The 26,214-nt window shown below is 47.3% G+C and carries 21 protein-coding genes; 1 reads left to right on the top strand and 20 read right to left on the bottom strand.

Annotated features, from left to right (window positions below; all coding sequences use genetic code 11):
- Positions 1-26: 26 nt before the first annotated feature.
- The 13 genes from BAZ21_RS14645 to gpr all read right to left on the bottom strand — a co-directional run bounded on the left by BAZ21_RS14645 (position 27) and on the right by gpr (position 16,589).
- Positions 27-1,370: a 2-hydroxycarboxylate transporter family protein gene (locus BAZ21_RS14645; protein ID WP_068501982.1), complete on the bottom strand. Its 1,344-nt coding sequence runs from the start codon at positions 1,368-1,370 to the stop codon at positions 27-29.
- 134 nt (positions 1,371-1,504) lie between these two features.
- Entirely contained in the window at positions 1,505-2,224 is a 720-nt protein-coding gene (gene dcuR, locus BAZ21_RS14640; RefSeq protein ID WP_068501979.1) for a two-component system response regulator DcuR, read from the bottom strand.
- Positions 2,217-3,869: a DcuS/MalK family sensor histidine kinase gene (gene dcuS / locus BAZ21_RS14635; RefSeq protein ID WP_084011662.1), complete on the bottom strand. Its 1,653-nt coding sequence runs from the start codon at positions 3,867-3,869 to the stop codon at positions 2,217-2,219. The genes dcuR and dcuS overlap by 8 nt, the downstream gene beginning before the upstream one ends.
- 160 nt (positions 3,870-4,029) lie before the next feature.
- Positions 4,030-5,157 (bottom strand): molecular chaperone DnaJ, encoded by a 1,128-nt coding sequence (gene dnaJ, locus BAZ21_RS14630; RefSeq protein ID WP_007431274.1) that lies wholly within the window; start codon positions 5,155-5,157, stop codon positions 4,030-4,032.
- A 245-nt stretch (positions 5,158-5,402) separates the two neighbouring features.
- Positions 5,403-7,247 (bottom strand): molecular chaperone DnaK, encoded by a 1,845-nt coding sequence (dnaK, locus tag BAZ21_RS14625; protein WP_068501973.1) that lies wholly within the window; start codon positions 7,245-7,247, stop codon positions 5,403-5,405.
- 89 nt (positions 7,248-7,336) lie between these two features.
- A complete protein-coding gene (gene grpE, locus BAZ21_RS14620) occupies positions 7,337-7,912 on the bottom strand; it encodes a nucleotide exchange factor GrpE (protein ID WP_068501970.1) in 576 nt (191 codons plus the stop codon).
- A 134-nt stretch (positions 7,913-8,046) separates the two neighbouring features.
- Positions 8,047-9,078 carry a heat-inducible transcriptional repressor HrcA gene (gene hrcA / locus BAZ21_RS14615; protein WP_007431277.1) on the bottom strand — a complete coding sequence of 344 codons (1,032 nt, stop codon included), beginning with the start codon at positions 9,076-9,078 and terminating at the stop codon, positions 8,047-8,049.
- A 368-nt stretch (positions 9,079-9,446) separates the two neighbouring features.
- The gene (locus tag BAZ21_RS14610) at positions 9,447-9,923 is read right to left on the bottom strand and encodes an N-acetyltransferase (RefSeq protein WP_007431279.1); all 477 of its coding nucleotides are present in this window, start codon (positions 9,921-9,923) and stop codon (positions 9,447-9,449) included.
- Positions 9,924-10,095: 172 nt separating this feature from the next.
- Entirely contained in the window at positions 10,096-11,283 is a 1,188-nt protein-coding gene (gene hemW, locus BAZ21_RS14605) for a radical SAM family heme chaperone HemW (protein WP_068501967.1), read from the bottom strand.
- A gap of 361 nt (positions 11,284-11,644) precedes the next feature.
- Positions 11,645-13,459, bottom strand: a complete 1,815-nt coding sequence (gene lepA / locus BAZ21_RS14595) for a translation elongation factor 4 (RefSeq protein WP_068501960.1) — start codon at positions 13,457-13,459, stop codon at positions 11,645-11,647.
- Between the two features lie 71 nt (positions 13,460-13,530).
- Positions 13,531-14,040, bottom strand: coding sequence for a DUF3679 domain-containing protein (locus BAZ21_RS14590; protein ID WP_068501957.1), 510 nt, complete (start codon positions 14,038-14,040; stop codon positions 13,531-13,533).
- A 50-nt stretch (positions 14,041-14,090) separates the two neighbouring features.
- Positions 14,091-15,359: a stage II sporulation protein P gene (locus BAZ21_RS14585; protein ID WP_068501954.1), complete on the bottom strand. Its 1,269-nt coding sequence runs from the start codon at positions 15,357-15,359 to the stop codon at positions 14,091-14,093.
- Between the two features lie 228 nt (positions 15,360-15,587).
- Complete coding sequence (gene gpr, locus BAZ21_RS14580) at positions 15,588-16,589, bottom strand: GPR endopeptidase (RefSeq protein WP_068501952.1); 1,002 nt, start codon at positions 16,587-16,589, stop codon at positions 15,588-15,590.
- A 198-nt stretch (positions 16,590-16,787) separates the two neighbouring features.
- Here gpr and rpsT point away from each other — a divergent pair, with 198 nt between their 5' ends.
- A complete protein-coding gene (gene rpsT / locus BAZ21_RS14575) occupies positions 16,788-17,060 on the top strand; it encodes a 30S ribosomal protein S20 (RefSeq protein WP_007431285.1) in 273 nt (90 codons plus the stop codon).
- A 143-nt stretch (positions 17,061-17,203) separates the two neighbouring features.
- Here the strand turns inward: rpsT and holA are convergent, their stop codons facing one another.
- From holA to BAZ21_RS14540, 7 genes are all read right to left on the bottom strand, one after another.
- Complete coding sequence (gene holA, locus BAZ21_RS14570; protein ID WP_068501949.1) at positions 17,204-18,235, bottom strand: DNA polymerase III subunit delta; 1,032 nt, start codon at positions 18,233-18,235, stop codon at positions 17,204-17,206.
- Between the two features lie 213 nt (positions 18,236-18,448).
- Complete coding sequence (locus BAZ21_RS14565) at positions 18,449-19,915, bottom strand: anti-sigma factor (RefSeq protein ID WP_068501947.1); 1,467 nt, start codon at positions 19,913-19,915, stop codon at positions 18,449-18,451.
- Complete coding sequence (locus BAZ21_RS14560; RefSeq protein WP_010345316.1) at positions 19,912-20,460, bottom strand: RNA polymerase sigma factor; 549 nt, start codon at positions 20,458-20,460, stop codon at positions 19,912-19,914. Before BAZ21_RS14560 ends, BAZ21_RS14565 begins: the two co-directional genes overlap by 4 nt.
- 241 nt (positions 20,461-20,701) lie before the next feature.
- Positions 20,702-21,691 carry an iron-hydroxamate ABC transporter substrate-binding protein gene (locus BAZ21_RS14555; protein ID WP_084011660.1) on the bottom strand — a complete coding sequence of 330 codons (990 nt, stop codon included), beginning with the start codon at positions 21,689-21,691 and terminating at the stop codon, positions 20,702-20,704.
- Positions 21,692-22,014: 323 nt separating this feature from the next.
- Complete coding sequence (locus tag BAZ21_RS14550; protein ID WP_373441560.1) at positions 22,015-24,585, bottom strand: ComEC/Rec2 family competence protein; 2,571 nt, start codon at positions 24,583-24,585, stop codon at positions 22,015-22,017.
- 254 nt (positions 24,586-24,839) lie between these two features.
- Entirely contained in the window at positions 24,840-25,358 is a 519-nt protein-coding gene (locus BAZ21_RS14545; RefSeq protein WP_068501944.1) for a deoxycytidylate deaminase, read from the bottom strand.
- A gap of 89 nt (positions 25,359-25,447) precedes the next feature.
- A complete protein-coding gene (locus BAZ21_RS14540; protein ID WP_068501941.1) occupies positions 25,448-26,074 on the bottom strand; it encodes a ComEA family DNA-binding protein in 627 nt (208 codons plus the stop codon).
- Positions 26,075-26,214 lie beyond the last annotated feature (140 nt).

Raw genomic sequence — 26,214 nt, 5'->3', positions numbered from 1 at the left:
GAACTTCATGTCTGTATACAAAACCGTTAGCTCCATAATTTGAGTAACAAGGTTGCTAAAATGACCGTTGCTGCTCCGCCAATACGGGTTGCAATTTGCGCAAAAGGCATCAGCTCCATCCGATTCGATGCAGACAAAATAGCCACATCCCCCGTGCCTCCTAATCCGCCGCGACAACTGGTTACCAGTGCAGCTTCTACCGGATACATATTAATCCATTTCGCTGTAAAATACCCAGAGACAATTAGTGCAATTACGACAGATGCACAGGTGATGGCATAAGGTATCGTCAGAATCCCAACCACACTATCCAAAGGCACATATAAAATTCCCAATCCTACCATCAATGGCCACGTCAGGCTTGCCGTTATAAATTTGTACAAATGAAAAGCTCCCTGCTCCAACTGACTTGGCATCACTTGAACGGTTTTAATGATAGCCGCAGCCAAAATCATCAGAATCGGTCCTGGAATATGAAGATATGGCTCCAGCAGCTTACCTACGATAAAGAAGGTACAGGCTAACAGCATTCCGCCACCCATCAATGGAAAAGAAATGTTTTGTTCGAGACTTGTAGGAGCTAGCTTTTCTTCCTCACTAGATTTCAACAGTTTCCCGTTACCTGAAGTGCTCGGCTTTTTCTCCGCTAATCTCTTAAGAACACCCGCACCTATGATGGCTACGATATTCCCGATGATCGCAGCCGGAATCAACTGGGATACGAACATCGCTGAATCTTTGCCCAAGACCAATCCATACGAAATGGACAAAGGCAAAATTCCTTCCCCAATCCCACCGGAGATAATAGGAATGATGATAAAAAAGAACGTATGATAGGCACTGTAACCAAAAGCCATCCCCACGACCATACCTACCGCAACGGCTGCAATAGAGCCAATGATGATAGGGGCAAAAATTTTCACGATTCCGTTCAACAACATTTTGCGATTCATACCAAGAATACTCCCGGTTACCAAGCAAGCAATGTAGAAATAAAGGAAATTCGAGGTCTTCATGAGCGTGTGTACAGCATCCATCGCGGACGGACTGAACATATTCCAAAATACCATCAACGATGGAACCATGAGCGACAAAATAGCCGGGCCGCCAATATGCTTGAGCAGCGGAAGCTTGAAACCAAGTTCACTGAGCAATATGCCCAAAATCATGATGACGGCGAACCCGCCCAACATATCGTTCGGAAGTTTTTGTGTAACCGCAGCCGCGTATATAACCAGCGCAATCACGACGTAGAGTGGAAGCGGAATCACTCCCACTTTTATCTTGCCTAGCATCCTGATTCCATTTACAGGATTTTTATTCCATTTTTGCTCCTTTTGAATGGCAGTCTGATTTGAAGCATTTTCCATAAAGCTCCCTCCTTGTAGTAAAGAACGAAGATCATGCCTCGTAGTAACGAACGATGATCATGTCTTCATTCTACACCTTGGAAAACGCTTTATTTGGTTTTAAAACTAATAATCTACTTTTGTAATTAAAGTAATTAGAGAGAGCCTGAATCATAACCTGCCATGATTTCTTCCGCCTGCGGTAAAATACGGTATTGGTACACAGGTCGTCCGATGGTTCCATAAATCGTTTCCATGGAAAGCACATCAATCTCCGTCAAAAAATTCAGGTATTTGCGCATAGACACTCTGGATATCCCTGCACTCTCTGCAATATCCTCGGTGGAAAATAGCAGCGCTTCATGCTGCCGGATACAATTCCAGATCATAGCCAGGGTTGACTTGGTTACCCCTTTGGGCAATCGGGCCAAGTCCTTGGCAGAGCTTTTATGATATAAAAGACGGTCCAGCTCCTCCTGTGAAAGCAAGCTGCGTTCACGCACGATGCTGATATGCTCCCGATAACCCGTAAGTGCCTCCAGAAAGCGATTAAAGTGGAACGGCTTAATCAAATAATCCACCGCGCCGAAATTCATCGCTTTCTTGACACTGTTCATGTCACTTGCAGCTGAAATCACAATGACGTCCACATTCACTCCTGCCTCCCGTATGAATGACAGCAGATCCAGGCCGTTGCTTTCCTGCATATACACATCTAGTAAAACCAGATCAACGGCTCGCTCAGCCAAAAATTTCTTGGCCTCTTCTACGGAAGAAGCCCAGCCTTCACATTGGAAACCCTCTACCTGCTCCATATATTTACGGTTAAATTCGGCAACCATCGGATCATCTTCTACAATCAGGACATTAATCATGTTCATCATTCCTCGTCATATATGGAATCGTAATCTCAAAACAGCACCCTTGCTCGGCTGGAATCAGCTTTACGCTGCCCTGTAATCTTTTCACGCTTTGAGCCACCAGATAAAGCCCCATTCCCCGCGACTCTCCCTTGGTCGAAAAGCCTTTTTCAAATACCGTCTTTACGAGCTCTTCCGGTATACCCGGACCACTGTCACGCATGATGCAGGTCAGACATCCGTTCTCCTGATGTTTATCATAATAAAGTGAAAGGGTGATCCGCTTGTGCTGGAGAGATTCCATCGCCTCCACCGCATTATCAAACAGATTACCAAGAATAGTAATCAGTTCATGAATCGTTTGGGTTTGACCCGATTCGGGCAAATAGCTACCCGGAGTCAGTTCGAAACTCACCCCGACCTCTCTGGCCCGGCTTAATTTCCCCAGCACAAAACCCGCCATAACAGGGTCCTTAATCTGCCGGGTAATGGAGCCAATCTCCACCTGATGATGCTCAACGGCATCCATAATGTAATGCTCCAATTTATCGTACATTCGCAAATGCACCATCCCCATAATAACATGCAGCTTATTCATAAATTCGTGAGCTTGTGCACGTAGTGCTTCCGTATACAGGGATACCCCTGTCAAACGCTCGGCAAGCTGCTTCATCTCCGTTTTATCCCGAAAGGTTACAATCGCTCCCACGATTTCCCCTTTTACCCGTATCGGAACACTGGTAGTGAGCAAGGTGATTCCCCCCAACTCCATTTCCTCGTCCATCTTTGGAATGCTTGCCTCCAAGAACTCTTGCAATCGGAAAGCAGATAAATAAGCGGTGATTTCCTGTCCAGAGGACGAAAAATCTTCAATTCCCGCTTGCCTTAGCAAACGGATCGCTTCTGCATTCATTAACATAACACGTCCTGATTCATCCACCGCAATAACGCCTTCCTTAATGGACTGGAGCATAGCACTGCGTTCCTCCAGTAAGCGTGCGATTTCCGGTGGCTCCAGACCGACCAGCATATTTTTGATTTTGCGGGCCAGCACAACAGCCCCTCCGGTGCCGATTAACATTCCGACGCCAATGGCGATAGCAATAAGGCGGTAGTTGCCTTCCTGCGCCCTCAGTACATCTTGCATGGAGATACCGACGACAATCGCTCCCAGCTGCTTTCCCTTCGAGCTGAACACGGGAGAAAAGGCGCGCATAGACAGGCCCAATGTTCCCTTCGCAACAGATACACTCTCATGACCATGAAGTGCAGTGTATTCGTCTCCACCAACAAAGGCTTTGCCGATCATCCTGACATCCGGGTGCGTTTTACGAATGCCCTTCATGTCCATAACTACGATAAACTGAACATGATTAGCAGATGAAACCTTCTGCACATACTCCTGCATGGAGAAAGACGAACCGGGTTGTTGCAATTGTTCAACAATAAGAGGTGTGTGGGCGAGTGTACGTGCGATGGACATTGCCTTTTCCTCCAGCCCCATTTCGGTTTCATGCTCAACTCTGTCCGCAAATAACAGTGTTACTGGTAAAAGTACAAGTGCCATAACGAGACAAACCAGCAGTGTAATCAGCCTTCTGAGTTTTATTTGCGGTTTCCCCCGACGCAGCTTTAGCTGTGAAATTGCGATGAGACTCACCCCTTTCTACTTAAGATTAAGCGCCAATAGCTCAGTACGCTTATACAAAAATGGATATGTATGTGTTTGCGTAAATCTAGAATAAAAAATGGAACTACCCCGCAATTGCGGAATAGTCCCCTCTGATTCATGGTTGAAGCTCCGCGATTCTTTCCTTGGATTAGTCGCCTCGGAAGGCACGCTTCACACGGTCAAAAAAGGATTGCTCATTCTCGTGTGTCTGCTCTCCGCTAAGCGCAGAGAATTGACGCAGGAGATCCTTTTGTTCCTCACTCAGCTTGCTAGGCGTAACTACGACCACCTTAATATGTTGGTCACCCTGACCTACACCACGCAGCTTCGGCACACCTTTGCCTTTAAGACGGAAATAGGTGCCCGTCTGCGTACCCGCTGGAACTTTCAGCTTCACTTTCTCGGTCAACGTCGGAATTTCAACTTCATCTCCCAGTGCCGCCTGCGAGAACGTCAGCGGAATTTCACAGTAGATGTCGTCTCCCTCGCGCTCGAAGAAGTCATGCGACTTCACACGGAACACGACGTACAGGTCACCTGCCGGTCCTCCGTTGATACCGCCTTCGCCCTCACCGTTGATACGCATTTGCGAGCCATCATCCACACCCGCTGGAATACGGATATGAATTTTACGCTGCTTGCGCACACGGCCAGAACCGCTGCAAGTTGTACATTTTTCCTTGATGATCTTTCCTGCACCGCCGCAATTGGAGCAAGCGCGACGATTAACCATACGACCAAATGGTGTATTCTGCACCACTTCTTCCTGACCGCTACCGTGGCAGACAGAGCAGGTTTGTGGCTTGGTGCCCGCTTTGGCTCCCGTACCATGACACGTATCACATGTTTCGGTACGTCCAATATGAATGTCGGTTTCCTTACCGAACACCGCTTCCTTGAATTCGATCGTCATCGTATATTGGAGATCATTCCCACGTTGTGGTGCATTCGGGTCACGCCGACCGTTGCCGCCACCACCAAAAAACATATCAAAAATATCACCAAACCCGCCACCGAAGTCGGCTCCACCGAAGCCGCCTCCCATGCCCTGGTTCGGGTCAACATGACCATATTGGTCGTATCTTGCCCGCTTCTGACCATCGCTGAGAACGTCATAGGCCTCTTTTACTTCTTTAAATTTGCTTTCCGCGTCCGCAGCCTTGTTCACGTCCGGATGATACTGACGCGCAAGCTTACGGTAAGCCTTTTTGACTTCTTCATCTGAAGCGCCCTTCGCGACGCCCAGCACCTCATAATAATCACGCTTATCAGCCAATGTTCCACCCCCATGCCTACAACGCGTCTGCACTACATATAAAAGGAAAGCCAAAGGCACGGGATGACCCGGCTTTGACCTTCCCATCATTTCAAGGCAGTACAACCCGTAATATGCTTATTTATCCTGAAAATAACGGTTGCTCTTCAGTCTCATCGTTATTTATCAAGGCAGCTACGCTGCTAGATACTATTCAGTGTATTATAACGCACCGGTGTACTGTAATGCCACTCCCGATCCGTAGCTTAGTTTTTCTTCTCGTCTTCATTAACGACTTCATAATCTGCGTCAACCACATTGTCGCGGCCTTTGCTGTCTGTTGCGCCATTTTGGGCTTCTTCAGCCTGTGCTGCTTGAGCAGCTTGCTCGTACAGTTTTACAGACAATTGCTGAACAATTTCAGTCAGCTCTTCAGTAGCCTTTTTGATGTCCTCCAGGTTGTCGGTTTCCAGCGTTTTTTGCAGATTTTCTTTTGCTGCATTTGCCTTTTCGACTTCAGCTGCATCTGCTTTTTCGCCCAGATCTTTAATCGTTTTGTCTACGGAGTAAATCAGTTGGTCCGCAGCGTTTTTCGCTTCTACCAAATCTTTGCGTTTTTTATCTTCTTCCGCATGCAATTCGGCATCCTTCATCATACGTTCTACTTCTTCGTCGCTCAAGCCGCTGGAAGATGTGATCGTAATTTTTTGGCTCTTGCCAGTTCCTTTATCCGTAGCAGATACGTTCACGATACCGTTCGCATCCAGATCAAAGGTAACTTCGATTTGCGGTACGCCACGCGGTGCCGGAGGAATATCTCCCAGTTGGAAGCGACCCAGCGTTTTGTTGCCTGCTGCCATTTCACGTTCACCTTGCAGTACATGAATTTCTACGCTAGGCTGGTTGTCGGCATACGTCGAGAATACCTGCGATTTGCTTGTAGGGATCGTTGTGTTGCGCTCGATCATTTTAGTGAATACGCCACCTGCGGTTTCAATACCCAGGGACAGTGGGGTTACGTCGAGAAGAACGACGTCTTTCACATCACCTGTCAATACACCGGCTTGAACTGCCGCACCCAAAGCTACCACTTCATCAGGGTTTACGCCTTTATGAGGCTCTTTACCTGTCAGTTTTTTGATTGCTTCCTGTACAGCCGGAATACGTGTGGAACCGCCAACCAGAACGATTTTGTCGATGTCGCTGGCACTCATTCCTGCATCTTTCATCGCTTGACGAGTAGGTCCCAAAGTACGTTCTACCAGACCTTCAGACAGCTCTTCAAATTTCGCGCGAGTCAGGTTCAACTCCAAATGCTGTGGAACGCCGTCAACGACTGTGATGAACGGCAGAGAAATCGTCGTAGTCAGTACACCGGACAGCTCTTTTTTCGCTTTTTCCGCTGCGTCTTTCAGACGTTGTACAGCTGCTTTATCTTTACTCAAGTCGATACCTTGATCTTTTTTGAATTCATTTACGAGGTAATCAATAATCACTTGGTCAAAGTCATCGCCACCCAGCTTGTTATCACCGCTTGTTGCTTTAACTTCGAAGAAACCATCGCCCAGTTCCAGAATGGATACGTCAAATGTACCGCCACCCAGGTCATACACGAGGATCGTTTGGTCTTCGGATTTTTCCATACCGTATGCCAAAGCGGCTGCTGTTGGCTCGTTGACGATCCGCAGAACTTCCAGACCCGCGATTTTACCTGCATCCTTGGTTGCTTGACGTTGGCTGTCATTGAAGTAAGCTGGAACCGTAATAACGGCTTGAGTTACCGTTTGGCCCAGATAAGCTTCAGCATCGGATTTCAGCTTTTGCAGAATCATAGCAGAGATTTCCTGTGGGGAGTACTCCTTGCCATCAATGCTTTCTTTATGGTTTGTACCCATATGGCGTTTGATTGAGATGATTGTACGATCCGGGTTCGTAATCGCTTGGCGTTTTGCCGTTTCCCCTACAGTACGTTCTCCATCTTTTTTGAAACCAACAACGGAAGGGGTTGTGCGCGCGCCTTCCGGATTTGGAATAACGACGGCTTCGCCGCCCTCCATAACAGCCACACAAGAGTTGGTTGTACCTAAGTCAATACCGATTACTTTACTCATCGGACAATTCCTCCTTCTGTATATACGAGGCCCGCAGGCCAGAATGGTTGAATTTCAATTCATGTGCTGCTAAATGTATATTGAAAAAGCTACATGCTTACTTTTACCATGGCTGGACGAAGTACCTTGTCCTTCAGCATGTATCCTTTTTGCACCTCTTCAACAACGATGCCTTCCTCATGCTCTTCGCTTTCCACCTGCATAATGGCCTGATGGAAATCAGGATTAAACGGTTGACCCACTGAATTCATGGCCGTCACTCCCTCAGCCTGAAGCACGCCCTCAAACTGGCGGAAAATCATCTCTACGCCCTTGGCGAACGACTCAGTCTCTGCTCCCTGCTGTGCTGTTGCCAGCGCACGCTCGAAGTTATCGAGAACAGGTACCAGCTCGGTGACCAGCTTCATAGACGCATATTTAGCGAGTTCTTCTTTCTCTTTTATCGTGCGGCGACGGAAATTGTCAAAATCCGCCTGTGCGCGCAAAAGCCGCTGTTGATGCTCCTCAGCCTCTGCACGAAGCTTTGTCACCTCTGTGTCTTCTTCCTGAGCTTCCAGTGCTGCCGCTTCATTCACCGACTCTTCCTGCTCCTGAATCGTCTCGCCAGCTTCCTCTGTGCTTACATTTTGTTGTTTTTCTTCTTGGAACGCTTGTTCTTCCTTCAAAATGTTTCACCTCCTTCAAGTTATAACTATCCTTATAAAAATCCCCTTATAAAAACACGCAGCAATACACCCGCGCAGGATACAAAATGTTCCGAACGCGGAAGGTGTAGAACTATAAACTGCACGTTCTTGTTCTATTTAAACCGCTGCGTGAGCATTACGGTCAAATCCTTAGATAGAATATCCAAAATGTTAATCACTCTCGCATATTCCATCCGCGTCGGTCCCAGTATGCCTATGGTACCCAATGCTTCCCCATCTATCGCATACGTAGCGGTGATCAGACTGCAATTGGCAAACGCCTCATGATCATTTTCCGTGCCGATACGCACCTGCATTTCAGGCGCTCCGGGAACAGGTGTCATCAGTTTAAGCAGCGTTGGTGTTTCCTCCAGCAGATCAAGAATATGTTTAACCTTTTCTACATCTTTAAATTCAGGCTGATTGAGCATGTTCGTGGCACCACTCAAATACAGGCGCTGATCTGATTCATTATCCAGTGCTTTATCCAATACCTTCATAGCGTCCTCAAAATGAGACACATGCTTCTCCATTTCCTGACCAAGCGCAGTGTACAGACGTGATTTAAGCTGATAAATCGGTACACCGACCAGCTTGCTGTTCAGCAAATTCACAACCTTCTCCATCTCGGAAATCGAAATTCCCGGCGGAATATCCACCGTCTTATTCTCCACCTGACCGGTATTGGTCACAATAATCGCCACAGCCGTCGTTTCATTGAGCGGCAATAGCTGAAAATGACGCAATGAAGTATGAAAAACCTCCGGCCCAAGCAGGATGGAAGTATAATTGGTCATATGAGACAAAATGCCTGACGCATGCTGGATCACTTGCTCCATTACATTCAGCTTTTCGGCGTAAAAGGCTTTGAGTTCCCGCATTTCCACAGGCTTCAGTGTATTCAGTGGCACCAGATGGTCCACATAATAGCGATAGCCTTTATGAGACGGGATGCGTCCCGCAGAAGTGTGGGGTTGCTCCAGATAGCCCTGTTCCTCCAAATCCGACATTTCATTGCGGATCGTGGCGGGGCTGAATCCGACATCCTGCCTTTTGGATATGCTGCGGGAACCCACTGGCTCAGCCGAACGAATGTAGTCATCAATAATCGCATTCAAAATGAGTCTCTGACGTTCGGTTAACAAGCGAATCCCCCCTTGTTGTTATCCATAATAGCCTGATTGTAAAATGGAATCATTAGCACTCGTTCGCGATGAGTGCTAACCGATAATACAAAAATACCAAACGGACCTGATCATTGTCAAGTCAGATCAGTATTTTCAATTATATAAGCTGAACTTTAAAGTTTCTATCGTACCACTACGCAGTCGGATGGTGCTTCCCATCGCCACCGCCCCCAGATTTCTTGAATAAAACCTCGGTAAGGTAGAAATCCGGGGAAGTGATGCTTCCGAAGCGAGCTTTCCTACGGAAAGCTTTTAAAGCGACCGCTTCGCTTGTACAGCACCATTACGATCTAACGAAAAAAAGAACTAACCTCATTGCTTACAGGTCAGTTCAGTATTTTCAGCACTGCGATTTCATCACAGTTATTTTGTTTGCTACAGTGAATGCAATCGGTCCATACCTTTTCAGGGAAAATTTCTTTGTTTACGACATCAAAACCGTTTTTTATAAAAAATGAGACCTCATAGGTCAAAGCCATAATTTTAGGGATACGTTGTCGCCGTGCTTCTATAATAAGGCCCTCTACGAGCTTGGAGCCAATGCCCATTCCTTTATATCCCTCAGAGATACCAAGGGAACGAATCTCTACCAAATCAGCGCCCAGTTTGCATAAAGAACCACAACCCACGACTTCGCCGTCCACTTCTGCAACAATAAACAGCTCCAGTTGGCGCGTAAGCACTTCCCTTGAACGTGGCAGCATAATCCCTCGCTCCGCATAGCCGCTAATCATTTGATATAAAGGCTCCACATCTTCAGGAACCGCGCTTCTGCACAATACATCTTTACACACTGAAGCCATCTTGCTCTCCTCCTGCCGCTTGCCGCATATAATGAATAAATATACAACATTGCGCATAGAATCGCAATACTCCATTTAACCTGCTGTGACAGAATGATGTTATCAATGGATTGCTCCAGCTTGCGGAGTTGAAACATGCTGTATTAAAGCCTCCCCTTATGAGCTTATGGAATTATGAATTTACCGTAATGGAGCCGATGAATTCTGCAAATACATCATTTCCGAATAAAATACCGCGTTCGCTCAGGCGGTAACCGTCCTGGGTCGCTTCGATCAACCCCGCATTCAGCATTTTCCCGAGAGGGACTGTGAACGTATCCTCCAGCGTCTGACCAAATTGAGCTTCAAAGCGGGACTTGGACACACCCTCCAGCATTCTCAGGCCAACCATAAGAAAATCCTCCATCGCTTCCGCTGCTGGCACCTCAAAGCTATCCAGCCGCGGCAGGCCGCTTCGAGTAGCCTCTACATATGGGGTAATGCCCTTAATGTTCATATGACGCTCTCTGCCAACATATCCGTGCGCCCCGGCACCGAGACCGTAATAGTCCTCATTGCGCCAGTAGGTCATATTGTGCTTACTACCCAAGCCGGGTTTTGCAAAATTGCTAATCTCGTACTGCTCATAACCCGCTTCTTTCATACGGCGCATGAGAAGCAAGTACATTTCCAACTCATCGTCCTCATGAGGAAGTGGAAGCTGATTTTTCTGGTATAGCGTGTGGAAGAGGGTATTTTCTTCAACCTTTAAGCTATAGATGGAGTAATGAGGGAGTTCCAGCTCCAGCGCTCTACTGACGCTCTCATTCAGCATATCCACGGTCTGGTTCGGCAAGCCGAACATCAGGTCAATCGACAGATTGTCCAATCCGACCTTACGTGCATTTTCCAGACTACGATATACGTCATCTGTATTATGAATGCGGCCAATACCTGTAAGCAGCTCATTCTGAAAAGCCTGCACCCCGAAGCTGAGTCGGTTGACACCGCCCTCTTTCATCACGGAAAGTTTCTCATAATCGGTTGTACCCGGATTGGCTTCCATGGAAAATTCGATATCCTCCGACCAGTTCGGAAAGTAGGTTCGGACACTCTTCAGGAAATATTCCATTTCCTTCGGATTGAGTGTTGTCGGCGTTCCGCCCCCGACGAAAATAGTCTTGATTTCTCCTGGGGGGTGAAGCTTAACTGTATTCTCCATCTCCCGTTCCAGTGCATACAGGTACTCCATAACAGGCTGATCCTTTAGCACATAAGAGTTGAAGTCACAGTAAAAGCATTTATTCGTACAAAAGGGTATATGCAAGTAAACCGCTTGAGGCGCGGATGAATGTTCATGTTTTGGTATGGATGCGGTCATTCCGATCCTCCTTGTCAATTCAGGATATGGTGGTTGGAAAAAATGGCGAATAAGGAGGAAGAACGCTTCGTGGATGGATCATTCTTCCGATCGCTGTTACCCCCGGATTTTTTAATTGTAAATAGACTTAAAGGAGAAAATCCGGGGGTAAAGGCGAACGCTAACGCTTCTTCAGAACGATTCCATCCACTCCGCTGCTGCCTACCGTCAATCGGCCATTTTTTATGGTGTAGGTGTTGCAGTAAAAGAAACACAACTTGAACGAGGTGTCTGTCCTGAATAGCTTGCTCAAATAAAGAAAGCCCATTCTCCATGCATGGCTAATGCCCCATGAAAGAATGGACGAATACTTCAAGCAGCTTTACTCATCTATTTTCAGTACCGCCATAAATGCTTCCTGAGGTACTTCTACGTTACCCACCTGCTTCATGCGCTTCTTGCCCTCTTTTTGCTTCTCAAGCAGCTTCCGTTTACGGGAAATATCGCCGCCATAACATTTGGCCAAGACGTTTTTACGCATAGCCTTAACGGTTTCACGCGCAACAACCTTTGTTCCGACAGATGCCTGAATCGGCACCTCGAACATTTGACGTGGAATGAGCTCGCGCAACTTCTCACAAATGATACGTCCGCGATGGTAAGCCCGCTCTCTATGCACGATGAACGACAATGCATCGACCTGCTCGCCATTCAACAGAATATCCATTTTCACCAGATTGGACTGGCGATAGCCTGAAATCTCATAGTCAAAGGAAGCATAACCTTTGGTGCTGGATTTAAGCTGATCGAAGAAATCATACACGATTTCAGACAGTGGAATCTGATACGTTATGGTTACCCGTGTCGTATCCAGATACTCCATATTCACGTACTCGCCGCGCTTGGTCTGGCAAAGCTCCATGACTGTACCTACGTAATCATTAGGCACGATAATACCTGCCTTTACGTACGGCTCTTCCACATGCTCGATCCGTCCTACTTCCGGGTAGTTGGACGGGTTATCAATTTCAATCGTTTCCCCATTGGTCAATTGCACCCGATAAATAACGCTTGGTGCCGTTGTAATCAGCGGAATATTGAACTCACGTTCAATACGTTCCTGAATAACGTCCATATGAAGCAAACCGAGGAAACCGCAACGGAAGCCGAAGCCCAGCGCGCTGGATGTTTCCGGCTCAAAACTGAGCGAAGCATCGTTCAGCTGCAGCTTTTCAAGCGCCTCACGCAGATCGTTATACTCGGATGTTTCGATTGGATAGAGACCGCAATATACCATCGGATTGATCTTTCGATAGCCTGGCATCGGTTCTGGTGTTGGATTTTTTGCATCCGTCACGGTATCCCCGACACGTGTATCGCCCACATGCTTAATCCCGGCAACGATAAAACCAACATCACCGACATTCAGTTCGTTTACAATACTCATACGGGGCATAAAAGCTCCGACCTCAATGACCTCAAACGTTTTATCCGTCGCCATCATCTTAATTTTCGAGCCTGCACGGATACTGCCATCCACAACACGTACATATACGATAACGCCTTTATAAGGATCATAATGCGAATCGAAAATAAGCGCCTTGAGCGGATGATCCGGATTTCCTTGCGGAGCAGGCACACTTCTGACTACCTGTTCCAGAATCTCCTTGATACCGATTCCAGCTTTGGCTGAAGCATGTACCGTTTCGCTTGTGTCCAAGCCGATAACATCCTCAATTTCCTGCTTTACCCGTTCGGGATCAGCACTCGGCAAATCAATTTTGTTAAGCACCGGCAAAATCTCCAGATTGTTGTCGAGCGCCAAATAAACGTTAGCCAGTGTCTGTGCCTCAATCCCCTGGGCTGCGTCTACTACCAGCAAAGCACCTTCGCAGGCAGCCAGACTGCGGGATACCTCATACGTAAAATCGACGTGTCCCGGTGTGTCAATCAAATTCAAAATGTACTCTTCGCCGTCATCGGCCTTATAAGTGAGTCGCACTGCCTGGAGCTTGATCGTAATCCCGCGCTCCCGCTCCAGCTCCATCTGATCAAGCACCTGCTCCTGCATTTCACGGGAAGTGAGTGCACCGGTATACTCCAGAATCCGGTCAGCCAGCGTGGATTTACCATGGTCTATATGTGCAATGATACTAAAGTTCCGAATTTTACGTTGTCTTGCCAAAATGTCAGTCATGCCTTACCCCCACACAATGCCTAGTGTCAATCAGCTTATTATATCAGTTGTAAGTGGGGTCAGCAATATTTCTATTCGGTTACTCCATCAAATACAGACACGACCCAGCGAATGCCCTTCCTCGACAGGTTTTGCAGCAGCCCAGCCGTTTTGTCTGCCATCGTATCCACCGAGGCCTGCTGCGCCTTGACGGCTAGCAGTTCACGAGGTGTCTCTCGGCTCTGCCGGGTATTGGCACCCTGGGCAGTTGTCGTATACCATTCACGTGTCTCACGTGCATACTGATCCTCATTATGTTCGTCAGTATTCGCTTCATTCATGCCGGTTTGCGGCTTAATTTCGACGGTTCCACTTGCGTCATTCGTACCGCTATAGACACGGACATTGGCTGCCGGAGTATCCTCAATAACCGTCTGCTCATATTCGGATTTCTGTTGATTTACCGATTGAACCGGGTTCCCGTCCCATTCCGGGCCATAGACTGAGCGCAGGCCAGAGCCTGCCAGTTGCATACCAAGTAACACGCCCACCCCAATCAGAAGCACAAATCCAAGCGCTTTTTTACGAAAATGTCCGGACATTATATTTTCCCCTTTCCACTTTCACCTTTCCACTGTCAAACCGCCTTAACTTAATTACCACTGTTGCTCTTTTTGGTATCCGATACATTCGTGCCCGCCTTCTGCGCTTTTTGGTCCTCCCAATATACTTCGCTGATCATATCCGCCAAAACGTCCGAGGTACGCTTTAACTCCTCCTCGGTGTTATCAATACCGCCAATTTCAATCAAAATGCTATGGGAAGACAGGCTTTGGTTGTACTCTCCATTGTTGCCTTTACCGCCATCTTTTCCCCATACTCCGCGTGATACGCCGTGATACGATTTTTCCAGCTTTTCATGAATACGGGCAGCGAAAGCTTCATTTTTGCGCCAATTTTTATTGTCATGACCGATAATGAAATATACTTTGGCATAAGAAAGTCCATTAATGGTGGCTGTCGTTTTACTGTGACGCTGGGAATCCCTGTGAATATCAAGCAGATAAGTTAAGCCCTTATTGCTCGCCAAGGCCTCCTTGACGGTTTCACGTGAATATTTATAGGAGTAGTTCCAATTGTAATTTTGCACTACGGAGGCATAGTCCTTGTTTACATGCAGCGTGTTTATTCCTTGCTTCTCCAGTCTCTTTTTCACAAAGTCTCCCACCCTTGACACATTCGCCGATTTAGAACCGGAATTGGGATTGGAGCTGGTTTTGCTGAGTAGTGGGTTATACGCTTCTCTGGGATGAGAATGGTAGATTAATATACGCTTTTCTCCTTTGGCTGTATCACCTGAATCATCCTCTTTTGCAGGGTCCGTTTCCGGTGTTGTCGGTAAATCTGGCGTAGCAGCATCATGATTTGGCGGGTTCGCAGAAGCATCTGCGCCACCGGGAGTATCCGTCGTTCCCTGATCGGGCTGATAATCTGCAGGAGCCTCTACCTTGTCGTTCCCTGATCCCTTGCGCAGCAAGACAGGTGCATCTGCAGACATGCCGGGAATTTCGCGGGAAATAAGGCTTTTCGGATCTTGTGGGTTAATGCCTGTAAGCATTTGAAAAACAAAAGGCGACCACTGTTCACCCGACAACGAAGATTGCTGCTTCTTTTGTGCCAAATGCGGCACCTCCATACCAAGCAGGTCTGCGAAAAAACCGCTGGACACCGAACCTGCAAATCCTTTCATCGAAGCAACGGGAGATGTTTGCAAACGATTTTCGGCCAGTCCCCCTAGCCCCAGTACGACAAATAAAAGCGCCGAGCCCATAATAAGCAGCACAAGCGTATGTCCCATCGCCAAAATTTCGATACCCTTTCTTCTCCATCTTCCGACGTTCCAGGTCTGAATTTTTTTCATGTGAGCCTTGTCCTCCTTCGTCCCGTCGAAACCCGCTTTTACATTCGGAACATAGGGTTCCTATCTGCTGCGGAAATCTCTTATACTTCAACTCTATGAACGGAGAACAATTGCTAGAACACAAAAAATCTCTACCCACAGGTAGAACCCATCCCTTATTGAGAGAGACAGGTTACCTGTTAAATAGAGAGTTAGGTGCCTTGGAAAAATGATTTGGCTAACCTTGCATTAATGCGTATAAGCGGCGACATTGCCGGGATCAACAGCCTCATGCAGAGCAGCGTTCAGCCCGGTTGCAATGATGTTCGCAATATCTTCAATAAATTCATCAATCTCTTTAGGGGTCACAATCAGATCATGCCCCAACGGCTGAAGTACCTCTCTCACCAGCCCGAGTCTCTCAGGCTCTGAAATATCGTCCAGCATCCCCAGTATCGCCTTCGTAGGTGCTTTTTCTTTGGCAAAATGTGTTTTCATCAGTTCAATTACATTATTTACGATGGTCGAAGCGTAGCATACCGTTGGCACGCCGATGGCAATGCATGGAACACCCATAATATCCTTGGTGATGCCGCGTCGCTTGTTGCCAATTCCTGATCCCGGGTGTATCCCGATATCTGCCACCTGAATAGTCGTATTGACGCGCTCCAGTGAACGTGACGCCAGAGCATCAATAGCAATAATCAGCTCTGGTTTGGTGCGATCTACGATGCCTTGCACGATTTCACTGGACTCGATTCCCGTAATACCGAGAACACCCGGTGCAATGGCGCTTACATCCCGATAGCCCGGGTTGACCTGATCAGGCGTCAATTCAAAATATTGACGGGTTACCATCAGATTTTCAACGACAAGCGGGCCCAGCGAATCGGGAGTGACGTTCCAGTTCCCAAGACCGACCACAAGTACCCGTGCCGTTTTGGAGATACCTATTTTTTGTATAAAATGCTCCATCTCTTTCGCAAATGCAATAGCTACTCGTTCCTGGAGTCCGCTATCACCTCCACGTAATCCAGGTACTTCCAGCGTGACATAATGCCCTTGTACCCGTCCAATACGATTAGCCCCTTCTTCATTAAGTACATCCAGACGCGTAATTTTAATCCCGTTATCTTCCTCTACGTCCTCACTGATGCCCGCCAGCGGTACAGTCTGATCCCGTGCTGCCAGCTCTCTTGCCTCCAGTGCCAAATCCGTGCGTACCGCATACTTCTGCAAATCCAGATCCATCTTTTAAGCCTCCTTGTATACCATCTCTGGCTATAGTGTGCGAGACACCCAACAGGTTTATGCACATCCATTTTCATCCTGTCATTTGCGTAGCCGCAGAATGTTTTCTTATTGCATTTTGAGGTGTAGCGTGCTAAAATATTTTAAGTTGTGAAACGTTTGTGTTCATAAGTAATGCCTTTACAGGAGGTGAATGTAATGCCAAACATTAAATCCGCTATCAAACGCGTTAAAACGAGCGACAAACGCCGTGCGTTGAACGCTTCCCAAAAATCCGCGCTTCGTACAGCAGTAAAAGCTGCCGATACAGCGTTGGTGGGTAACGAAGCTGAAGTTGCTGCTGCTGCTTTCAAAGTAGCTTCCCAAAAGCTGGACAAGGCTGTAACTAAAGGTCTGATCCACAAAAATGCAGCTGCTCGCAAGAAATCCCGCTTGGCGAAAAAACTTAACGCTCTTACAGCTCAAGCGTAAGCAAGAGCTACTTTTATACGTTAATGAAAAAATCCTGACCAGCCTCGGCTGATCAGGATTTTTTAGTTTTTAGCGTCTGTGTTCTGTCCTGCCTAGTGTCCCTTAAAAATCGCTCTGCACCTGGGAGGGGTCACTTGGACGGGTTAGACTGTAGCCCCCATACCCAATTTCATTAAAAACAGCTCCAGTCCCAGTACCTTATCAACAACACCTGTTTTCATATGATAATCCAGTTCTCCCAACTCGAAGAGAAGCTGACGCAGTTGTTCGGGACGGAACCTCCTGGCCTGCTCACCCGCTACTTTTACCCCGTAAGGATGCAAGCTAAGCTGACTCGCAATTTGCTGTTGGGAATAACTTTGACCTGCCAGCTCCTTAACCTGCAATATAATACGGAACTGCCGTGTGATCAAAGCTGCAATCTTGATCGGTTCCTCTTTTTGCTTGAGCAGCTCATAAAAAATACTAAGCGCCTTATCCAGCCGCAAATTAGCCAGATCCTCAACCATCACAAATACGTTTTGCTCCGTACTACGAGGTACAAGGGATTCAATATCCATAGATGAAATCGTTCCTTGTGCTCCTGCATACAAGCACAGCTTGTCTATCTCGGCAGCCAAAGATTGCAGCCCTGTACCTGTATATTGAATGAGGGTCTCTGCAGCTCCTGCAGCCAATTGTACCTCTCTTTCCCCTGCACGTTTATGAACCCACGCTACAAGGTCATCTCCACTCAACGGGGAAAAAGCAATCACCGAAGCATCACTTTTCAGTCTTTTGACAATCTTTTTCCGTTCATCCAGCTTTTCGGCCTGAACCATAAAAACGATGACGCTATAGTCAGTCGGGTTATCCATATAAGTCAACAGCGTCTCAATGCGGTGCTCAATCTTGCCGCCATCTTTGCCTGCTGCGAATACACTCGTATCCCGGACAATAATCAGCTTTTTCGGCACCAGAAAAGGCGCAGTTTCCGCCTCCTCCACGACCAACTCGATTGGCGTTTCCGTCAGATCATAGGGAATAATGGCAAAATCACGATGCTCCTCTTCCACCACTTTTTCCTTGAGCATCTCGACGAACTGCTTCATCTGGTATTTTTCATTGCCGTATAGCAAATACACGGGCGAAATATCGCCCTTGCGAATAGCCTTAGCGGCTGTTTTTGCATCCATATCCCGTTCCCCCCATCCACTGATCGTACCCGACATCCGACCGGAAGGCAAGTCATTATACAAACAAAGGGACCCTGCCTATAGGCAAGATCCCTTCACCACCATCTATATCAACACGGCAGCAGAAAGCTCTAGAAACTTTCGACCGTCGGGATACGACGTCGGTTCATATAATCTATTCCTTAATTTTAAATGTGTGACTACTTACGGCAATTATTTTCCAGTGCTACGCGGGACCGTATACGTATATTTACTTGCTGTACCATCTTGCTCCGTCTCGTACATGAAGGTCTGACTATCATCCGACCAGCTTCCCTTGACCCAGGCTCCTTTTAAGGTACGAACCTCCAATGTTGTTCGGTCTACCCCATTATCGGAAAGCTTATATACTTTCAGCTTTTTGCCTTCAATAACCACCGCATAGCTGCCATCAGGTGAGCCCAGCTGATCTTCGGACGTAGACTGGGCGCCAAAGGTGGAGGCACTACTACCGTCTGGAGAGACCAGTGAATTAGATACAAAGCCCTCTTTGCGTACCGAGTCCTGTGACACGGAAGATGACTGATCGTTAGTGGCTCTCTTGCCGTTATCCCCCAAAGCATTCCCTGAATCCTTGGTAATGCTTTGGGAGCTTGTATCTGTTGACGTTCCATTTGAAGCTGTTTGATCCTGCGTCTTCAGCTCCTGACTCAACGAAGAAGATGAATCATCGGTAGCTGTGTTGTCGTTATTACCATCCTGAGCAGTCCCTGCACCCGCTATGGGTGTATTTTCCATTCTTGATTCCTGCTGCTGATCAGGGGCTATCGTCGATTGTTTGGATTTTTCCTGCATTAGCTGTTTGTCATCGGACTTGGGAGCATCCTGCACGAAATTCTCCATCGACGGATTCTCCTTGGTCGCTTGACTATCCGATTCTGGCTGTTTCTGCTTTCGATCTTGATGAGAAGAAGCTCCAGCTGGCGCAGACTTCGCCGAGTCTCCCTCCCCACGCTGATTGTCACGTTTTGCAGCATTCGGGTTGGAAGGATTATTTTCATGATCTGCGCCTTTTACATCCTGTTTGCTCGAATCAGGCTCTTCACCTGCAGATGGTTGAGATGCATCCGTTCCTTGTCCCTGCTCTAATGGCGGGTTGGTCGATTCCGATCCAATGGCAGCATTATAGCCACCACTACCATTCGTCGCATCTGGAATTCCAGTCTGATTCTGCTGAGTCTTCACTTCAGGCGACTGGGATGTAAGTATGCCTTCCGCATCCTGCACTGTTTTAGGCTGGAAATTGAATACTACAATTCCCAGTACAACAGCAGCGGCAGCCACGCCCATGGCCGCACGCCCTCCCATCCGGTTCCACCAAGGCGTAGGCTGGGTACGCTGTCTAGGCCCAGGTCCAGGATCAACAGCCACCGGCTGCATTTCCTGAAGCGCACTTCCCTGCTCCTCACGTGCGCGGTCAATGGCATCCAACTGAGGCATGATGGAATCCACCAGGCTGAACGCCGGGGAAACGGCAGGTAATTCCTCCAGCTCGCGGGAGAGTGTCTGAAGAATATGAAATTTTTCCGCACAGTCCGGACAAGTCGCAATATGGTTCATTAATTGGGACGTCTCTTCTTCGCCCAGCTCATGATCCACATAACGCTGCATCCAATCCATCACCTCTTCCTCACACTTCATCCTGATACACCACCTTTCTGATAATCCTGAAGTAGCCCTTGCAACTGCTGTCTTGCACGATATAAGTATGACTTGACCGTATTGAGCGGCAAATCCAAAGAATCGGCAATTTCGTTATAGGAGAAATCCTGCAAATATCTCAAGACGATCACTGTCCGATGGTGCTCTGGAAGCTGCTGTATCGCTTCACGAACATCCTGTGCCATGTAGGAGGTTAACACCTCAACCTCTACATTTTGGGGATCGTTGAAGATCATGTCGTGCTCGTCAATGGAAACCGAGGGTTTCGTCCTTCTGAATTTGTCGATACATATATTCGTAACAATGCGTTGAACCCAGGTTTTGAACTGCGCTTTTTCCTCATAAGAGTTAATTTTGGAATAAATCCGTATGAGAGCTTCCTGTGAAGCATCCATGGCGTCCTGCTCATTGTTCAGAATGTAATATGCCGTACGGTACACATGCTGTTCTATCTCTCTTAATAGGGTAATGAGAGCGTCGCGATCGCCCGATTGAGCGGCTCGAATGAGTCCCTGCTCTACCACAAAGGATCCCCCTCTCCCTGCAATATTACAGACGCATCCTCTTTGCAAATTGTTGCAGGATAGACGTCTGACGCTAATTTTATTTTTTTAATGTAAAAAATTATACCAAAAAGCCCAGAATCCCCATCATAGCCTTCCTTAGAATAACAGAAAAAAGGAAGGTAGTCACCTTCCCTTGGCTCACAAGACATCACATTGTTGGAATCTGTCGAACCGCATAAGCATGTTGTTGCTTTTCGGGTTATTTTTTAGAAATCAGAAAATCCGATATCCGTTCTAATTGGTAAGTCAGAGCAATCGGATCTTGAAAATAAAAGTCGTCGATCGAATATGGGTACACCTTTGCTGCTTTAACGGCAGGCAGGTTCTTCCATACACTTTTAGATTCAATATCTTTCCCCTGATCTACTCCATCGCCTCGAATTCCCAACATCAGATAATCGGCATCACCGAGCATCTCCGGTAAAGCCTCCAATGAAATGCTTGCCCAGCCCTTCTTGAACGCTGCTTTTTCTACCTTCTCCGGAGCATGAAGTCCCAACCCATCATAAAGTATGGCTCCGCCACGCCCATAGGATTTTCCATAAAGATATAATTCTTTTCCTGTAATCTCGAAAATGGCAATTTTTTTACCTGAATTAATGACATCAGACAAGGCTTGCTTTTTCTCAGCGATTTTAGCCGTAAAATCAGCAAGACACTCCTTCGCTTCCTGCTCTTTGTTCAGCACTTTGCCCAGCTCCATTAGGCGATTCTTGTAATCATATCTACCATATGGAATAAATACCGTCGGTGCTATTTTCTTTAGATTTTCATAAGCTTTGTCATCATAGGTAATGATCAGATCCGGACTCAGGGTAGTCACTTTTTCAAGGGACAGTGCTGAGCTATCACCAATATTTTCAACCCCATTCAAGTATTTCTTATAATATGGAGCATTAAAAACGGTATCCGGAGCCCCTACAGGTGTAACCCCAAGTGCAAGCACATCGCCCACATAGTCGCCAACTGCTACAACGACACGTTGCGGATGCTCAGGAAGAGTAACTGTACCTTTATCACTTTCATATGTACGTGTAGCAGTTGCATCACTGGTCGAGGCGGTCTTGGAATCTGCTGTTTGACCATCAACCGCTGAGTTCCCGTTTCCACTTGTAGCGCATGCACTCAGTACCAGCACCAACGAAATAAGGAAGAAGCAAGCCGATACTCGAATATTTGAGTAGTTCACAATAATCCTCCAATTAATAATGATTCTCATTTTCATTGCTATGTAATTCTATCAAATCTCACAGATGATGTCCATGCCAATTCGGCTTAAGCAAACAGCCCACTCTTGAGAGTGAGCTGTTTAATATTTTGATCGAGAGACTCATATACTTACTTGTTTAAGGAACTCATTTGGGCGTCGGCATATCGATTGCCATACACCTCATTTTTTGGACTTACGGCTTCAATGAGTGCTAATTCCTCTGAGGTCAGTTCAACGTCCACGGATGCTGCATTTTCCTCCAAATATTTTATACAATGCCTACAAAACAATAATCGGAAAATTCATTTTGTACCCGTTTGTTCACGTTTGTGTTTGTACCGCACGCTCATTTTTCCTTGCTGCGCACGGATTTGTATCTCTCCCATCGTATCTGTTCGATATATAGCAGAGCCTGCGGACGATAAACGCTTCAATACCGCTTCATTCGGGTGTCCATAGGTATTGCTCGCACCGACCGAAATGACAGATATCTCTGGTCGCCAGTAGGATAGCCACTCTTCCGAGGTGGAATACTTGCTGCCATGATGTGCTATTTTCATGACGTCTACAGCTTGCCTTACAGTCCCCATTTCCCCCGTATCTTCCATACGGGATGAAGAATGGGCTAATTCAGAAAGCAACAACGATTCTGCTGCTTCATCCATATCTCCAGTGAACAAAAATGAGGCTCCCTCCATTTCCAATATCATGGCAACGGAATAATGATTTTGCTCCTTTATAACAGGTAACGGCTCAGATTCGTTCTCCTGCAACGGAAAAGGATAAAGAAAGCGGATTTTCGTATCCTGATCCGGCTCCCATCCCATACCATGATATGCACTGTACAGCTTGATCTGCTTGTTTAAAGCCGTGCTCAACAGGTTGCGAAACGGTGCTTTGTCTGTCAGGGTACCGTTGAAAAACAAACTTGTTACGGGAATCTGGTCAAGTACAGCCTGTAACCCTCCGGCATGATCATGATCTCCGTGTGTTAAAATCACGGCATCTAGCCGCTGCACACCACGCTGCTTAAGCAAGGGTACAATCGTATCCGCACCGACCTCGTAAGGATCTTTACGCTTGCGCCAGGCATTTTTCTCTGTTGCAAAATCCATTGTGCCACCGCCATCCACCAAAATGTGTTTGCCGCCCGGCGTTGTAATTAGAATGCTGTCACCTTGGCCCACATCCAGGTATTGAACCATCCCGATATTCCCTCCACCTGGAGATTGATAACCTACACACAGTATGCCAAGCCAGGCTATACCGCTTAAAACCAATGCCAAATAACGATAACTGTTCCATTGTTGACCCGCATATTGACCTGCACCCTCAGGCTCATGAGCCGTTTGCAGGATAGCCGCCCATTCCGCAGAAGCTGCTAATCCGGTGTGTATGGGTGATGAGATAGGAGTAGAGCTTATAGCAGTCATTTTTTCGTTCGCTTGCCTTCGGGATGTCAGCCACGTTTTGAGCCAATACAGAACACTGTACAAAGCTGCATAATACGCCATGATCCACAGGATGGAGGAAGATGGCCAAATACTCACATAAACATCATCCACGTTCAACCATTTCACAAGCAAAAAGGTCAGCTCGTTTAATTGCTCTGCTGGCCACGCAAGAATACGAGCCCCATCCCCCCACAAAAAGGCGATTCCCATCGCTACTGTACCCAATGGAAGCACGATATACGTGATCAGTGGTACGAGCACAAAGTTAGCTATAAACGATAACAGCGAAAATTGATTAAAGTAGAATACCGTCATTGGAAACGAAACAAGCTGCGCCGTAATGGTAATCGCAATCTCACCGCCGAGCAGGAGAGGCCATTTAGCGAAAAACGGCTTCATAAGCGGCATATAAATGAGCAGCCCGCCTGTCACCAAAAAGGAAAGCTGAAAGCTGACGCTAAGCAGGTAATAGGGATTCCAAAGCAGCATCAGCAACGCTGATATACTTAAAATGTTAAGCCCGTCTTTGAGCATACCTCGCCTGGCTGCAAATAACCCGATCATCGCCATGATCCCGGCCCTCACAACAGATGGAGAAGCACCTGTCAGCAGAACATAAGCCGGAATAAGTACCATCACGACGGTCAGTGATGTCTCGAGACTCACTCGCATCAGCTTGAGTAAATATAGCAGTGTAGCTGCATATACCGCCACATGCATACCGGATATCGCTAAAATGTGCGTTAACCCGAGTTGTGTAAATTCGTTATACGTTGCCGGGTCGAGCTCATCTGTAACTCCTAGTACCAGTCCATTCATATATCCTGCGTGATTAAGGGATGTAAATGCCGTTTCCATTCGTTGCCCTAGCTGCTCCCTAAGCTGATCATTCCACCTGAGCAAAATGTAACGGTTCCACAGGGAAGCTTGCTGCTTCTGTAGTGAAGTGACTCCATTCCCTTTAAAAAGCCAGTGAATTTCCTGGGTGTGAAGGTATTCACTATAATCAAAGCCGCCAAAGTTCCCCGCTTTGGCAGGAGCCTTCAAGCTGCCACGTATTTGAATTGCATCTCCACGCTGCCATGCTGCCGCAACTTGCTGTTCCTGCTTGGCAGCCAGCTTGATGTGAACGATGACCTGTTCAGAGATAGATGCAAGCTGCTTGTTCTTTTCTGAATTACGTCCCATTTGATGAATAGCAGTGACTCTCATCTCAAACTGCGCTCGATCACCATCTACCTGCACCTCGGAAGCTATAAACCCCATTGCTTGAACAGGCATGTCTTCCACCATTGAAGCCGATGCATGGAGAGCGTCGGGAATGCTGCTCACATTATGCGTATCATGCCAAAACCAATGGAATCCACCACCGCTCAAAGCAAGCCATAGCCATACCACATGCCGCACGGGAATTTTCATCAATAGAGCTATAAGAGGGAGGATTAAAGTTACTCCCGTCCAGAGCAACAAAAGCATACGTCCAGAATAAAGGCAAGCTCCTGCAATTCCTGCAATCCAACATATGGTTAGGGTCAGAATAGGTCTGGTTAGAACAAGTTTGGCCTGAATACAATCACCCCCGTAGCAAAATACTGCTTGCTGTCCAAGCTGCAAAACAAAAGAAGAACCCCTGACAGAATAGCATTCGTCAGAGGTTCTTCCTCGTTTACTCTTTAATTCTTAACATCCATGAGCGTTTCCTTGGGTGGATGATAGGTCTCCAGCATGCGGAAGGCAATTCCCTTCTCCTCCATCATGGCACGAACCTTGTCGGCATCTTTGGGATAGGGCCGATGGTATACAATCTCCACAATACCGCTGTTCGCCAGCATATTGGCACACGTCCAGCACGGCTGGTCAGTAACATATACCGAGGAGCCTTCGCGATCAATCCGGTCAGTGAACAGCAGCAGGTTTTGCTCCGCATGAATCGTACGGATGCAGCGTTGCTTTTTAACCATTTCCTCACGGCCATCACGATGAACAACCTCGTACTCCTCCGAGATCATACAGCCTGCCTCAGAGCAGTCAGGTACCCCGGACGGTGCACCATTATAAGCGGTGCCCAAAAGCTTTTTACCTTGCACAAGTACGGCTCCGACATGACGCCGCGAGCAGCGCGAACGGGTGGACACCATATAAGCAATATCCATAAAGTAAGTGTCCCAGTCCTTGCGTACATCTGCACTCATAACCATCTCTCCCGTATAAACAAGTTAAAACGTATATCATTCCGCTAAAATTCATTTTCAAAACCTGATCACCGTAATCTTTGTATAGCTTACAAGCTGACGTAAGGCTTCATTTTTGCCAGCATTTTAGCGCCGATGCCCTTCACATGATCCAAATCGTTCACACGTTGGAACGGCCCATGCTGATTACGGTAGTCTAAAATGGCTTCGGCCTTTTTAGCCCCAACCCCCGGTAGCTCCATTAACTCGGCAGCAGTCGCCGTATTGATGTTCACCTTTTTTTCACCGGATACGGATGTGGTAGCTGGATTAGTCACCGTACCATTCGAACTGACACCCTCTGTGTCTGAACTTGAATTCGCCACGTCGGGTTGCTTAACGGTACCTGCATTTCCGATAGCGGAGTTTTCGACAGCAGCCGGTACATTAGCAGCAGCCCCCTGCACTGGACTATGCTTCATAGTGCCAGCAGCTTGGGCATCCGGGCTGCGTTCCGTTTGGTCTGAATTCGCTTTTGTAGCACGCTTTCCCGATGCGTCGTCACTGTTGCCCTGCAATTCCTTGGGCTCTGACTCCGACGCTAATACCTGCTCCACCTTGCGGTTAAGCAAAGTCCATTCTTCTTGCGGCTCTGTGCGCTGCCCTCCGGCAAACAAAATAAGCCCACTCCCGATTACAGCCAGCGTTATCGCTGTTCCTGTCCATACGCGTTTCATGTTCGTATCATCCCCTACTCCACATGGATTTTGGGAGGATGTAAACAACCTCCATACGGTTTCGCTGTGAGCCCTTTTTCCAAAGAGAGGTACAACCCCGGGAACGATCTTATATATTCAGACATAAAATTCGTCATGTC

The sequence above is a fragment of the Paenibacillus kribbensis genome (assembly GCF_001705305.1).
Taxonomy (GTDB): Bacteria; Bacillota; Bacilli; order Paenibacillales; family Paenibacillaceae; genus Paenibacillus; species Paenibacillus kribbensis_B.
Note: the sequence above shows the minus strand (reverse complement) of the source record. Positions and strands in the feature narration are given on the sequence as shown.